At 68.8% G+C, this 14,240-nt stretch carries 12 protein-coding genes and 1 pseudogene; 8 read left to right on the forward strand and 5 right to left on the reverse strand.

Annotation, left to right across the window (positions count from 1 at the left end):
- From KVT45_RS51050 to KVT45_RS51060, 3 genes and pseudogenes are all read left to right on the forward strand, one after another.
- Positions 1-787: pseudogene (locus KVT45_RS51050) on the forward strand (hypothetical protein); the annotation flags it as partial.
- A complete protein-coding gene (locus KVT45_RS51055) occupies positions 784-1,629 on the forward strand; it encodes a mycofactocin-coupled SDR family oxidoreductase (RefSeq protein ID WP_217561264.1) in 846 nt (281 codons plus the stop codon). The pseudogene KVT45_RS51050 and the gene KVT45_RS51055, both read left to right, overlap by 4 nt.
- Before the next feature lie 285 nt (positions 1,630-1,914).
- Positions 1,915-3,519 carry an FAD-dependent oxidoreductase gene (locus KVT45_RS51060; protein ID WP_217561266.1) on the forward strand — a complete coding sequence of 535 codons (1,605 nt, stop codon included), beginning with the start codon at positions 1,915-1,917 and terminating at the stop codon, positions 3,517-3,519.
- Positions 3,520-3,632: 113 nt separating this feature from the next.
- On the opposite strand, the gene KVT45_RS51065 is transcribed toward KVT45_RS51060, so the two are convergent.
- Together KVT45_RS51065 and KVT45_RS51070 are read right to left on the reverse strand one after the other, a co-directional pair.
- Entirely contained in the window at positions 3,633-4,640 is a 1,008-nt protein-coding gene (locus KVT45_RS51065) for a sensor histidine kinase (protein WP_217561268.1), read from the reverse strand.
- A 32-nt stretch (positions 4,641-4,672) separates the two neighbouring features.
- Positions 4,673-5,347, reverse strand: coding sequence for a response regulator transcription factor (locus tag KVT45_RS51070; RefSeq protein WP_217561270.1), 675 nt, complete (start codon positions 5,345-5,347; stop codon positions 4,673-4,675).
- A gap of 230 nt (positions 5,348-5,577) precedes the next feature.
- Here KVT45_RS51070 and KVT45_RS51075 point away from each other — a divergent pair, with 230 nt between their 5' ends.
- From KVT45_RS51075 to KVT45_RS51090, 4 genes are all read left to right on the forward strand, one after another.
- Entirely contained in the window at positions 5,578-6,639 is a 1,062-nt protein-coding gene (locus tag KVT45_RS51075; RefSeq protein ID WP_217561272.1) for an alpha/beta fold hydrolase, read from the forward strand.
- 77 nt (positions 6,640-6,716) lie between these two features.
- On the forward strand, positions 6,717-6,896 hold the full coding sequence (locus tag KVT45_RS51080) for a hypothetical protein (protein ID WP_217561274.1): 180 nt from the start codon (positions 6,717-6,719) through the stop codon (positions 6,894-6,896).
- A 348-nt stretch (positions 6,897-7,244) separates the two neighbouring features.
- Positions 7,245-7,787 carry a peptide deformylase gene (def, locus tag KVT45_RS51085; protein WP_217561276.1) on the forward strand — a complete coding sequence of 181 codons (543 nt, stop codon included), beginning with the start codon at positions 7,245-7,247 and terminating at the stop codon, positions 7,785-7,787.
- A gap of 169 nt (positions 7,788-7,956) precedes the next feature.
- On the forward strand, positions 7,957-10,848 hold the full coding sequence (locus tag KVT45_RS51090; RefSeq protein ID WP_217561278.1) for a LuxR family transcriptional regulator: 2,892 nt from the start codon (positions 7,957-7,959) through the stop codon (positions 10,846-10,848).
- 48 nt (positions 10,849-10,896) lie between these two features.
- Here KVT45_RS51090 and KVT45_RS51095 read toward each other — a convergent pair whose 3' ends face one another.
- From KVT45_RS51095 to KVT45_RS51105, 3 genes are all read right to left on the reverse strand, one after another.
- On the reverse strand, positions 10,897-11,271 hold the full coding sequence (locus KVT45_RS51095; RefSeq protein WP_308311127.1) for a prenyltransferase/squalene oxidase repeat-containing protein: 375 nt from the start codon (positions 11,269-11,271) through the stop codon (positions 10,897-10,899).
- Between the two features lie 160 nt (positions 11,272-11,431).
- A complete protein-coding gene (locus tag KVT45_RS51100) occupies positions 11,432-11,572 on the reverse strand; it encodes a hypothetical protein (protein WP_217561282.1) in 141 nt (46 codons plus the stop codon).
- Between the two features lie 626 nt (positions 11,573-12,198).
- Entirely contained in the window at positions 12,199-12,597 is a 399-nt protein-coding gene (locus KVT45_RS51105; protein ID WP_217561284.1) for a 6-carboxytetrahydropterin synthase, read from the reverse strand.
- Positions 12,598-13,286: 689 nt separating this feature from the next.
- Here KVT45_RS51105 and KVT45_RS51110 point away from each other — a divergent pair.
- Positions 13,287-14,228, forward strand: coding sequence for an aromatic prenyltransferase (locus KVT45_RS51110; protein ID WP_217561286.1), 942 nt, complete (start codon positions 13,287-13,289; stop codon positions 14,226-14,228).
- Positions 14,229-14,240: the final 12 nt, after the last annotated feature.

A 14,240-nucleotide genomic window follows, 5' to 3' on the forward strand; every position in this document is an offset into this window, starting at 1 on the left:
CGACGAGGTGGTGCGGGCTCCGGCGACCGCGTGGGCGCTCAAGCCCTACTACCGCTACCAGTGCAAACGCCCCTGCTTCCACGCCGAGTACCTGCCGGCCTTCAACCGGCCGAACGTCGAACTCGTCGACACCCAGGGCGAGGGCGTCCGGCGGATCACCCCGCGGGGAGTCGTGGTCGGCGAGGTCGAGTACCCGCTCGACTGCATCATCCTGGCGACCGGCTTCGACCAGGACACCGCATACGTCGACCGGGTGGGATTCGACGTCACCGGCCGCGACGGCCTCACCCTCTCCCGGAAGTGGGAGGACGGTCCGGAGACCCTGCACGGCGTGATGTCGAGCGGCTTCCCCAACTTCTTCCTCCTCCCGCCGAACTACACGCAGGGCACCGCCGCGGTGAACTTCTGCCACACCCTGGACGAGACCGCACAGCATGTCGCCTTCCTCGTCGCCGAGTTCGAGCGGCGGGGGGTGATCGCGGACGTCACCAGACAGGGCGAGGAGGCGTACGTCCGGCAGGTGACGGGGGGTTCCGGCCTGGCGCTCCTCGGCGCGGGCGGCTTCCTGAAGGACTGCACGCCGGGCCGCTGGAACAACGAGGGGGATCCCGACGGCCGCCCCCGCAAGAACGTCAACTACCCGGGCACCTCCACGGCGTACTTCACCATGCTGGAGGAATGGCGGCACCGGGGCGAGTTCGGCGAACTGAGCCTCACCCCCGCGCCGAAGCCGAACCCCCAGGTCACCGTTGCGGAGCCCACCGAGGACGAGAGGAGTGCACGATGACCGGCACCGTTCCCGAGGCACCCGTACCGAACGCACCGAACGCGCACCGCTTCCAGGGCAAGGTCGTCTTCATCACCGGGGCGGCCCGCGGGCAGGGACGGGCCGAGGCGGTGCGCTTCGCCGCGGAGGGCGCGGACATCATCGCGCTGGACATCTGCGAGGACCTCCCCACCACGACGTACCCGGGGGCGACTCCCGAGGACCTCGCCGAAACCGCCCGGCTCGTCGAGAAGCTCGGCCGGCGCATCCTCACCCACAAGGCCGACGTACGCGACTTCCCCGCCGTACGGGCGGCCCTTGAGGAGAGCGTCCGCGAACTCGGCCGCCTGGACGTCGTGGTGGCCAACGCCGGTATGACGACGTTCGCCCGCACCTGGGAGATCGAGCTGGAGCACTGGAACGCGACGCTCGACATCAACCTCACCGGAGCCTTCCACACCGTGAAGGCCGCCGTCCCGCTCATGATCGAGCAGGGGACCGGCGGCGCGATCGTCTTCACCAGCTCGGTCGCCGGACTGCGCGGGCTGCCGCTGCTCGCCGACTACGTGGCGGCCAAGCACGGTGTCACCGGGCTGGCCAAGACCCTGGCGAACGAACTGGGGGACCACCGGATCCGGGTGAACTCCGTGCATCCGCACGGGGTCGACACCAAACTCGTCCCCGGGATCCGCCCGATCCTGGAGAACGACCCGCAACTGAGCGCCTTCTTCCAGGGCGTCCTCCCCGACGGCGTCAGCCAGGCCGAGGACATCGCCGCGGCCGTGGCCTGGATCGCCTCGGACGAGGCACGTCACGTCAGCGGCATCCAACTGCCGGTGGACCTCGGCCGCACCAACCGCTGACGCCACCGGGGCCCGCACATTCCGTACCGGTCACCGGAATCGCGCCACCTGCGCGCCTGAGGCCGACAACACACTGAGGATGCGGTCGCCCGGCCGGAGGTGGGCTGTCTCGTCGGCTCCGGCTGGTCGGGAGCCACCGCGCGCGGCATGCGAGCCGCGGAACGGCGCGTGCAGAGCCGGGCGGGCGTATGTGGGCGCTCGGCCAGGGACGGGCGCCGAAGCTCCAGGACGTCGTCCTCGGCGCAGGTGTGCCGGGCGCGGGCGCCTGAGACGAGGAGGACAGAGATGGCCAGTGGGGAGAGCTACGACGTCGTCGTCGTGGGATCGGGAGGAGGTGGTCTGGTCGGGGCGTATGTCGCGGCGTCGCGAGGCCTGCGCACGCTCGTGATCGAGAAGACGGACCGGGTCGGGGGAACGACCGCCTACTCCGGTGCGGGGCTCTGGTTCCCGGGGTCGGCGCCGCTGCTGCGGGCCGGCGTCGAGGAGGGAAGCGAGGACGCCAGGACCTATCTGCGCAGTGTGGTGGCGGACGACACCAGGGAGCATCTGCAGGACGCGTATCTGGACGCCGGCCGGAAGCTGATCGACGAGCTGGAGCAGAACTCCTGGTTCCAGTCGTTCGTCCACGGACCTGTGCCCGACTACTTCGCGGGAGTACCGGGCTCCTCACCCGCGGGGCGGACCATCTTCCCGCCGGACGTAGCCGCAGCGGATCTGGGCGAACGAGCCGAGCTGGTCAGGGACTCGATTCCCACCGAACGCTGGGGGGCAGAGCGCCCCGCGGTGTTCACCGGCGGCCGGGCACTCATCGGCCGGGCCCTGACGGCCTTCCTGGAGACCGGCAACGGGGAGCTACGGGTCAACACCCGTCTGGAGAGCCTGCTGCTGGAGGACGACAGGGTCGTCGGTGTCACGGCGACGAGCGGGGGTGAGCGGACCACCTTCCGCGCCGAGCGTGGAGTTCTTCTCGCCGCCGGGGGCTTCGAACGCAACGGAGAACTCCGCAAGAAGTACCACGCGGTGCCGCTGGACGGTACGTGGTCGAACGGCTGCCCCGGCAACACCGGCGACGCCCTCCAGGCCGGCATCGCGGTGGGCGCTGCCACCGACCTCCTCGACGAGGCATGGTTCGTACCGGGTCTCGTCCAGCCGGACGGACTCCCGGTGTTCCACACGGGAACCCGCGGCGGCATCTGGGTCAACGGCGCGGGCGAGCGCTTCGTGAACGAGACCCGCCCCTACGACCAGGCCGGCCACGAACTGGTCCGCCTGCACTCGACCACCGGCGTCTCCCACATCCCCTGCCACTGGGTGTTCGACCAGCGTCAGCTCGACCGCGACAGCATCGGCGGGGACCCCGGCCAGTCGCCGGACCCGGCATGGCTGGAGTCGGGCGCGCTGAAGAAGGCGGACACCCTGGAGGAGCTGGCGGAGCTGATCGGGGTGCCGTACGAGGCTCTGAGGAAGACCGTCGAGGAGTACAACGCCTCCTCCGCTGCCGGTGTGGACGAGCGGTTCCACCGGGGCGAGACCCCGTGGGACCAGATGTACCAGCACATCGTGGGCTTCCCGGCCGGGCCCGTGATGAACTATCCGGCGCCGGCGTCACCGGACTTCGCCCATCCGCTGCTGCCACCCCTCGACACCGCGCCGTTCTACGCCGCGACCATCGTCCTCTCCGACATCGGGACCAAGGGCGGTCTGAAGACGGACGAGAACGCGCGCGTCCTGCGCCCCGACGGCGGAGCGATCGCCGGTCTCTACGCTGCGGGGAACACGGCGGCGGCCATGTCGGGACGGGTGTACCCGGGCGCCGGGACCCCGATCGGCAGCAGCCTCGCTTTCGCCTACCGGGCCGTCCTCGATCTCGCCGGTGACAAGACGGGCTGAGGCCCGTTTCGCACCCGTAGCGCCCCGAGGCCGCGCCCCCGCACGGGGGCGCGGCCTGGTGCCGGACATGGTCAGTCCCGGGCGCGTCTCCGATCGGATACTCCAGAGCATCCCTACTGCCTGGAACGGTGTCTGGCATGGCGGGGTATCAGCAGGGTGACGCAGGTTCCCTCATCCGGGGCGGAGCCAACGCTGAGGTGTCCGTTCAACAGGTGGCCGCGCTCGCGCATGGCCGACAGCCCGGTACCTGTGGAGACCACCGTGCGGAGAGCGGATCGGTTGACCGGTGCGGAAGGCTGCGGATCCATCCCGCGGCCGTCGTCCCTGACCGCCACACTGATCGCGTGGTCGTCGCTGTCGAGCTCCACGAGAAGTCGGTTCGCCTGAGCGTGCTTGACCGCGTTGTTCATTGCTTCCTGCACGATGCGGTAGACGTGGGCCTGGGCATCCGGCGACAGTTCCTCTTCAAGCCGGGGCCACTCCGCTCCGACGCGCAGTTCGACGTTCAGCCCGAAGGTGTCCTCGGTGCGTCGGCACAGCGTCTCAAGAGCGGGCGCGAGTCCGAGCTGATCGAGGGCGAAAGGCCGCATTTCCACGATCAGGTGCCGCAAGGATGTGATCTGGTTCGTGATCAGGCTCTGCGCCTGGTCAATGGCCTCGTGCATGGCGGTGGCCTGGCCCGTGCCGGCGGCGGCGGACAGGACGAGCTGAACAGCGACCAGTTCTTGAAGGGTCTCATCGTGCAACTCACGGGCCCAGCGCCGACGTTCTCGCTCTTCGCCGTCACTGCGAGCGTGAGCCCGTTCCCGCGCGAGACTGTGGCGGCGCGCCACCGCACTGCGGCCGAGCATGACGGCACAGCCGATCAGCAGGAGAGGCACGATGTTCAGGCCGTTGAACAGCGGCTCCTTGGTCATGCGGACCAGCTGTGACACGGCGAGTATGAGTGCGAGTCCGCACAGGGCCGCCAGCCAGGCCCGCCGGACGGCGTTGCTCAGTGCCGCTGCGACGATGAGGACGACGGCGGCGCCGAGGGAGAAGCGCATCACCCAGCGAGGCTGCTGCTGGAGGACCTCGACCGCGAAGGCGATGACGAGCAGCGAGGCGCCGGTGACCTCCATGACCGGGCCGGCCTTGGCTCGCAGCGTGCTGTTCATCCCAGCAGCCCGCGCTCGCGAGCGGCGGCCACGAGTTCCGCCCGCGTCTCGGTCCCGAGCTTGTCCCGAATGCCCGCACGATGGGTCTCCACTGTCCGAACGGAGACGTAGAGACGTCGCGCGACCTCCTGGTTGGTGTGGCCCAGGGCGAGCAGCGAGAGAACCTGAAGCTCACGCGCTGTCAGCACGGCATCACCATCGGTACCGGGGGCGCCGGCGTCCGCGATGGCCAGTCGGGCGCCCATGGCAGGCTGGAGGTACACGGCTCCCCGCGCGACCTGGCGGGCCGCACCGACCAGTTCCTCCGCCGCCGCCTCCTTGAGCAGATATCCGGCCGCCCCGATCCGCAGGGCCGCGCGGGCGAACGCGGGATCCTCCTGCATCGTGAGGATCAGAATGCGGGTACCTGGCGACGCCGCGATCAGGTCGGGGATCGAGGGCAGGCTGGATTGGCCCGCCATGGTGAGGTCCAGGACCAGCACGGACGGTTGCTGCTCTGCCACGGCCTGTACGGTCTCCGGGACCGTCGAGCTCTCGGCGACGACCTCGAAGGACTGGTCCCGGGACAACAGCGCGCGCATGCCCGCACGGACCACGGGGTGATCGTCGGCGATCACCACGCTGAGACGTGACACAGCCTCCACCCCCTGCTCGACGCGGTCGGCATTCATGGGAGCAAAGGTACTGCGCGAGGCGGCTCGGCCCGAGCCCCAGGGGATGTGCGAAGCGATCGGGCGACCCTGAAGCGCCGGGTGTCGAAGTGGCGGGTGCGGGAAACCCGAAGGACGACTGCGGACGGACACCGAGGCCCCGCAGGTGTCGGAGCACCAATATGACTGGTCAGAGACCTCGTCTGGGCGCTTCGTGCCTGGTCGGCCGACACGGACAGAACGGTTCACAAATGATCGACAGGCGTACCTTCGGCAAGCTCATGGGTGCGGGCGCGGCGGGAACGGCCGCAGCGGCACTGAGCGGCCTGAGCGATCCCGCGGCGGCAGCGTCTTTGCCGTCCGCGCCCGGCGCCGAAAAGGCGGCGACGGCGCTCACGCCGGACGCGGGCGACGGGTCCTTCCCGGCGCTGAAGCAGGTCAGGGCCGGCGAGCTCACCGTCGGCTACGCCGAGGCCGGCCCGGCCGACGGACCCGCCGTCATCCTCCTGCACGGGTGGCCGTACGACATCCACAGCTATGTGGGCGTCGCGCCCCTGCTGGCGGCTCAGGGTTACCGAGTCATCGTTCCCTACCTGCGCGGACACGGCACCACGACATTCCTCTCGTCGACCACGTTCCGTAATGCGCAACAGTCGGTGATCGCCCACGACATCATCGCCCTGATGGACGCTCTGAGGATCAAGAAAGCCGTGTTCGGAGGCTTCGACTGGGGCTCGCGGACCGCCGACATCATCGCCGCCCTCTGGCCGAAGCGGTGCAGGGCTCTGGTCTCCGTGACCGGTTATCTGATCACCAACCGGGAGAAGAACAAGCTGCCGCTGCCGCCTGCGGCCGAGTGGGCGTGGTGGTACCAGTACTACTTCGCGACCGAACGCGGCGAGCTGGGCTTTGCGAAGTACCGGCACGATTTCGCGAAGCTCATCTGGCACAACGTCTCCCCGTCGTGGAACTTCGACGACGCCACCTTCGACCGCACGGCGGCGGCATTCGACAACGAGGACTACGTCCCCATCGTGATTCACAACTACCGCTGGCGGCTGGGCCTGGCCCAGGGCGACCCCCGCTACGACGGTATCGAGGCACGCCTCGCGGCAGCGCCCGACATCGCCGTACCCACCATCACTCTCGACGGGGAGCTGGACCCCTTCACCCCAGCCGGTGACGGCACGGCGTACCGGGCCAAGTTCACGGGCCCCTATGACCACCGGACGCTCAAGGGCATCGGCCACAACGTGCCACAGGAAGCGCCCGAAGCATTCGCCCGAGCAGTCCTCGACGTCGGCCGATTCTGACCAGCGACGTCGCTTCCGCTGAGGCCCAGCTGCCCGATCCGGGGCCGGGTTCAACAAGATGATTCAAGGAGGTTGAAGTGAAACCTGAAGAGACAGGCATCTCGGATGCCGCCGAAACCGGGCGGCGTCGCTGGTTCGGAAGGTTGCCGGAGCGCATTCGCCCGGAGCAACTGGTGGAGACACAGCCCGCCACGGTGCCGGATCCAACCAGGGATGCGTACAACTCCGACGAATGGCTCACCCGTATCTGCCTGTAGACGGGCGTCACGCCGCAGGGGGGCTGGTCGACCAGTATCGGCGACCGGGGACGCGCCGGACCTGGACCGCGATCATGTAGTCAAATGACGGATACAGCCCTCGGCCGCCCGCTTGCAAGCTGAGCCTACGGTCCGCCTCGCAAGTGACGACGTCTGGTGCTCGCCTGGCGGGAACGCTATCTCCTTTGTCGTTTCTGTTGCTGATGTGGTCACGGGCGGTCGCCGTAGATTCATGGCGCGTCGAGCAGTCGGGGGTCCTTGCACGAGGAGTTGAGCTGCCGTCCGCAGGTATTGGGGCTTGGGTACCGGTGCTCCTTCCCGTGTCCGATCGATAAGAAAAAGGTTAATGTGACGGTTGTTCCGATCCGGTCACTCGGTGACCCGGTGCTGCGGGAGACGGCCAAGCCGGTGACCGACTTCGACGGTGAGTTGCGCACATTGGTTGGCGACCTGCGCGAGACGCTGAGAGACAGCGGAGGGGCCGGGCTTGCCGCGCCCCAACTCGGTGTCGGGCTCCGCGTGTTCGTCTGGAGCCCCAAAATGTCCCACGGTAGTTTGGACCACCTGGTCAATCCCGTCCTGGAATTCCCGGACGAGAAGGAACAGGACGGCGCAGAGGGCTGTCTGTCCGTCCCCGGCGTCTACCTGGATACCAGGCGTCGGATGAACGTCGTGGCGAAGGGCTTCACCAGGCGGGGCGACCCGGTTCAGGTCGTCGGGGACGGGCTGCTGGCCCGCTGTATCCAGCACGAGGCTGATCACCTGGACGGTGTGCTGTTCATCGACAGGCTGACTCCTGCGCAGCAGGAGCGGTGGATGGCCACGCTGCGCTCGGCTGCCTGGTTCGACGGGAATGCCATGGCAAAGATCAAACACTCACCACACCAGTAGAGCGCGCCCGACCGGCAACCTGGCCCGTCCTGGCTGGTACGCCGGAGCAGAAGGGGGTTGGGTCCCTGGAGACGCTGCACGGGTTCGGCCTGATCCGGCCCGGAACAAGGTCTTCCGACGTCCCCCTGGGCAGGCCCGAGAACCGCCCCCAGCAACGTACGGAGTACTCATGTCACTCGACAGCTTGGCGAAACCCGAGGACGGGGCATCCGGCAGGCTGATCGACTCGCCCCGCGAACTGTGCGGGCGGCTCCGCGAGTACGCACAGCTGGGTGGACTGATCGAGGACGTGCGTGGTGGACGCGGCGCGGCGCTGGTGGTGCGAGGCGAGGCCGGTGTCGGAAAGACGGCGTTGCTCAACCACGCGGTGCGGTCCGCGGCACGGGACTTCAGGGTCGTACGGGCGGCGGGCGTACAGTCGGAGATCGAGCTCGGTTTCGCCGCCCTGCACCAGTTGTGCGGACCGTTCCTCCCGCACGTCGACCGCCTCCCGGCCCCACAACGTGACGCGCTCGAGACCGTGTTCGGCCTGCGGACGGGGCCCGCGCCAGACCGTCTCCTGGTAGGTCTGGCCGTACTGGGTCTGTTGTCCAGGGCGGCCGGCGAGTGCCCGCTCGCGTGCGTGGTGGACGCCGCGCAGTGGCTGGACGAGGCCTCGGCTCAGTCGCTGGCCTTCGCCGCACGCCGGCTGCGGACAGAACCCATACTCATGGTGTTCGTCGCTCGCGAGCCGGGCCCGGAGTTCCACGGGCTGCCGGTGTTCGTGGTCGGCGGTCTGCCGGACGCCGACGCACGGGAGTTGCTGAGCTCGCTGGTCCGATGGCCGATGGACGGACAGGTGCGCGAGCGGTTCCTGGCCGAGGTGCGCGGGAACCCACTCGAGCTGCTGGAGCTGGCCCGCGGACTCACCGCGGAACTCGCCAGCGGGTACCAGACACTGGACGTGCCACCGCCCTCCAGCCAGATCGAGCGCAGCTTCCATCGGCGGGTCGAGCGCCTCCCGGAACAGACCCGACGTCTGCTCCTGACCGCGGCCGCCGACCCGGCAGGTGATCCGGCACTGGTGTGGCGCGCGGCCACACAGCTGGGCATCCCGGCCGACGCCGCGATGCCCGCGGCCGAGGCCGGCCTGCTCACGTTCGGCACCCAGGTCCGGTTCCGGCATCCATCAGTGCGCTCGGCCGCCTATCGGACAGCACCGCTCCGTGACAGGCAGGAAGCTCACCGGGCCCTGGCGGAGGCGACCGATCAGCGAACCGCACCCGACCGCCGTGCCTGGCATCGGGCTCAGGCGACCGCGGTGCCGCACGAGGATGTCGCTGCCGAACTGGAACGCTCGGCCGGCTGGGCGCAGGCCCGCGGCGGCCTGGCCGCCGCAGGCGCGCTCCTGGAGCGCGCCGCGACGTTGACGCCTGAACCGGCGCGTCGGGTCGAACGAGCGCTCGCCGCGGCTCAGTCCAAGATCCTCGCAGGCGCCTACGCCCCGGCATCGGAGCTGTTGGCCATGGCGGAGGCGGGCTCCGCGGACCAGCTCCAGCGTGCCCGGGTCTCCCAGCTCAGGGCTCGGCTCGCGTTCGCTTCGAACCGGGACGGCGACACGCCACTGGTGCTGCTCAGAGCTGCGCGGAAGTTCGAGCCGAGCGACGCCGACCTCGCTCGCGCGACCTACCTTGACGCGCTGAACGCCGCGCTGATCGCAGGCCGTCTCGCCAGTGCGGGCGGCTCCGCACCGGAGGTGTCGCAAGCGGCGCGCGGTATGCTGGGCACCTCCCGCCCGTCAGCGCCCGATCTGCTCCTGGACGGACTCGCCACACACTTCACGCAGGGGTACGAGGCCGGCGCTCCCATTCTCCGGCGGGCGCTGAACGTCTTCGGCCACGGCATGTCCACGGACGAAGAGCTGCGCAGGCTGTGGCAGGCCTGCGTGACCGCCCTGCATCTCTGGGACGATGGTGCCTGGGAGAGACTGTCCCGGCGATACGTCAGGCTCGCACGTGACACGGGCGCGTTCAGCGAGCTCCCATCGGCTCTTGGCATGCGGTCCTGCGCGCTGCTCGTCGCCGGCGATCTCGACGCGGCGGCCTCGCTGAGCGAGGAGGAACAGGCTGAGACGAAGACGGCGGGGAGCAACGTCGCGCCGTTCGGCGCCCTGTGCCTTTCCGCCATCCGGGGTCGCGAGGACGCGACCTTCGCGCTGATCGACATCGTGGCCAAGCAAGCGGTGGTGGACGGCGAGGGAATCGGGATCACCCTCACGGAGTGGGCCGAGGCTGTGCTCTGCAACGGCCTCGGTAGCTATGACCGGGCTCTGGCGGCAGCGGAACGGGGCATCTCGTACCCGCACGACATCGGTATTTCCTCGTGGTTGCGGGTGGAGCTGGTCGAAGCAGCCGCACGGATCGGAGTGCCGGAACGCGCGATGAGTGCGCTCAGGCACCTTGCCGAGGCGGCCCGGGCCAGTGGCACCGACTGGGCGATGGGAATTGAGGCTCGCTCACGGGCGCTGCTCAGCAAGGGCGATGCAGCGGAGCCTTTCTATCAGGAAGCCGTCGAGCGGCTCGGCCGCACCCGCGTACGTGTGGAACAGGCTCGTGCGCACCTGCTCTACGGCGAGTGGCTACGGCGGGAGAACCGCCGCCTGGATGCGCGCGAGCAACTGCGGACCGCCTACGAGCTGATGACCGCCATGGGCATGGAAGGGTTCGCCGAACGCGCCAGACGCGAACTTCTCGCCACAGGCGAGACCGTACGCAAGCGCACGGTGGACACGGCGAACCAGCTCACGGCCCAGGAAGGCCAGATCGCCAGGCTCGCCTGCGACGGGCTCTCCAACCCGGAGATCAGCGTCCAGCTGTTCATCAGTCCGCGCACGGTGGAGTGGCATCTGAGCAAGGTGTTCACAAAGCTCGGCATCACCTCCCGTAGGCAACTGCGCTTCGCGCTGAACACCCCGGAGCGTGCGGGCCAGGCCACCGGCCAGGATCTTTGGCGCGCTGGTCCGACGCGACCTCGGAGCGCCGCCGAGTCGATCTCACGGCCCGTGCGGACACACACCGAATGAAGGCCCGTTCGCGCAGCTCAAGGATGCGGCTCCGGCGGTCTCCGCCCGTCATTGATCCCCTTCCACGGTGCGTTGGTTGAGCGCCCACAGGGCGCAGATGTCAGCAAGGACCGGCACGTCGTAGGGCAGTGGCCGGGGCGCGGCCTGGTCCGGCCGGGAGGAGAACCCGCCGTCGTCGCGCTGCCGGGTGAGGAGGTAGCCGACCCCCTGGCGATGAGCGGGGGTGCTGGGCCACCTCCGGGTGGCGAGCAGGGCGTACGAGGTGCTGATCGGGTCGCTGGGATCCGAGGCGCGCCGGCCCCAACCGCCGTCGGAGTTCTGCGCGGTCATCAGGTGGCCCGGCGCGAGCCGGCCGTCGGTGCGCCGGCGTCGCCCGGGGCCGAAGACGATCTGCGGCCGTACAAGATCTGCCAGGGCGCACACAGCCGCAACTCTTTGCTGATGAACCCCGCTGCTGGACGTCGGGGTTGGCGCCGAGTTCATGGAAGAGCCAGACCATCAGGCTGCCGCCCACCTCGATGCCGGCGTAGAGCTGTACGCCGTTCATGGCGTTGCCGGTGTCGGACCCGGCCGCTTCTCGCTCTCACCGGCCGAGAACCCCGATCCTGTCGGTCCAGCGGGAGGACCCGCCGACCGAGGAGATGGCCCAGCCCTGTCCGGTGAGCGCATGCCACAGCCGCGTCGTGCAGTACGCGCAGAGATACAACTCGCCGTCTCGGGCCACGCGGAACGCCGCAAGCATCGCTGGGCCGCACCGATCGCACATCTCGTTCATTCAGCGTCTCCGTTGCGCGAATCGTCCTTCGCACGCCGCGTGCGCCACGGGGGCTGTGTCGCGGTTCGTGACTTGCCTGCCACAGACCCTGCCGCGCCCGCCGTCGGATCGCCCCCGTGGAAGACCCTGGTCGCGCTCTCCGGCCCCGCTCCCGGGCGGCACGGTCGGCGGCCAAGGCGGCGGCCGGAGACTTCCACGAACGCGAGCCATCATCCCGAGCGTGATCCTTGGTGCGATACGCACTCCAATGACGCCGGGGGAGCCCTAACGAAAGGAGCGAGCATGGGAGGCGGCACCTGAGCGAACTTGGCCATCGACCCGATGCTCTGCCGTCGGTCCGGTGCCCCCTGCCGCGAACTGCGAGAGGCAACCCGCGGCAATCTCGTTGTCCGGGAGACGGGCGATCCAACCGTCCGGGGGCCGACCTCGCGGAGCATGGGGAAGAGCCAGGTCGCGTTTGCGAGGCCCCGGCCCCTCGTCGATGTGCGTCGACGGCGGCGAGGAGCCGGTTCGTCCCGATGCTCGTGGACATCACTGTTGGGTGCGTTCGTGCGCCTTGCCGAGGGCCGCCGGGCTCACAACGACCGTTCGTAGCCTGCCCAGGCGACGTGCGACTCGTGCAGGGTGACGGCGACCGCGGCCAGACCTCGGGCCCCCTCGCCGAAGGCACCCGCATGTACCCGGTCGGCCAGCCGGTCGGCGATGACCTTGGCCAGGAACTCGGTCGAGGTGTTGATGCCCGCGAAGTCGGGATGGTCGTCGAGATTGCGGTAGTTCAGATCGCTGAGCACAGCGCCGAGCTCCTGAGTGGCCAGGCCCATGTCGACGACGATGTTGTCGGCGTCCAGCTCCTGGCGGCGGAAGGTCGCGTCGACCAGGAACGTCGCGCCGTGCAGTTGCTGGGCGGGACCGAAGACCTCGCCACGGAAGCTGTGGGCGACCATGACGTGATCGCGAACGGTGATGCTGAACAAGGGGTATTCCTCCAGGATCGGGTGTTGGCCTCGACAACGCGCGGCCGTCTTTTGGGGGTTGCGGACAACACGGCGGCAGGGGGTCGAGAGATCTCCGAGGCTCCGGCGAAGCTGATGCTGACGCTGGTGAGTGGCTCGCCGGCTGGGCCCGACGCGTCAAGTGCCAGGAGAACGGGCGCGGATGGAACGCCGTACTGACCTGCATCGGTCTCGCTCGCCTGAGACAGACCTGGCCGACGCCACTGCTCAGTGTGTGGAGAGACCTCGTCGCCACTTCAGCGGCCGAGACCTCACCGTACCCGCATCCACGCTCCAACACGTCGCGATCTCGGACCAGGCGAACCACGGTCGACTTCCGGATGTGTACGCCGAGGTCCGTCAATCCGCTGCCCCTGTTGGGCCGCCGCCCCGGGTGCCGGCTCCGTGAGTCGGACTGCCGCGGGCTCGATACCCGTGAGCCGAGCCGGTGACCCGGGGCCGTGGCCAGGGTGTACCACGGGTGCGAGCGAGCACGCCCCAGGGTGATCGTAGGCGCGACGCGCAGCCGCGGTGGCGTGCAGGGACGGATCGGAAACGGCCGGGAAAATCACCTGCGCTGCCCGTCGCACTATCGCGGTCCATGTGCCGGCGACAGACGGGCTGCCAGATCGAGGAGGCTCCCTTGAAGCCATTCAGGAAGAAGGATCACCGTGCGTTCTTGTGAGTTCTCCCAGGCGCGATTTCTGGAGGACATCCGCACTACGGCGGAAGCGATCGAGGCACCCTTCTCCTACGCGACGACTCGCGCGGTACTGGACGCGTACGGCCCGGCGTTCAGCGAGGGAGCCGTCCTGTTGCGTACCACTGACCGGACCGGCGACGACCTGAACTACCGTTTCTACGCCCGGCGTCCCATGGACACCGTCACCGTGGCCAGACGCGCGGGATTCATCGCGACCGACGACGCCCTTGGAGACCTCGTACAGTCTTGGAGCGAGCTTTACGACGGCACGCCGGAGCAGTCCTGCGACTTCGACGCCGATCGCGGACTGACCAAAGTTTGGGTGTACCTGAATGGCACTCGACCGTTGGACGACGTCCTCGGCGTCACTGGCGTGCCGTCGCTCATCCGGGAACGTGGTCCCGCCTTTCACCGGCTGGGACTGGACTACGTACGTCATGTCTCGGTGGACTACCACCGCGGGACGGTCAACCTCTACTTCAGGGCACCCGGACCCATCAGCGAAGCCCAGTGCGAGCGCTTCACCGCACTGGCAGGCGCCGCCATGCCGGACGACCGTCTCTTCAAGGAGATGGCCACGTTCCTGTCCCGCGGCGCGTACACGTTCGCGGTGACTATTTCCCCGGCCACCGGTTGGACAGAGAGGGTTGCCTTTTATGCCCTCAAGCTCCCCGAAGGACGCTTCCCCACGATCGGCGACCGTCTCTCCAGATTCTTCGAGACGGCGCCTTCCTACGACACCGAGGACATGAACGCTGTCGCCTGGTCCTTCGGTTCCGGGAGCGGGACGTACATCAAGGCCGAGAGGAGCTACTGCGGCGATCTGATCTCCCTCATCAAGGGATGGAACACCTTCTTCAGCCAGTCGAACACCACCGATCCGGCGCTCCCGGTCCGAGGTGACGGTTGATGACAGCTACGG

The sequence above is a fragment of the Streptomyces sp. GbtcB6 genome (genome assembly GCF_019091475.1).
Taxonomy (GTDB): domain Bacteria; phylum Actinomycetota; class Actinomycetes; order Streptomycetales; family Streptomycetaceae; genus Streptomyces; species Streptomyces hyaluromycini.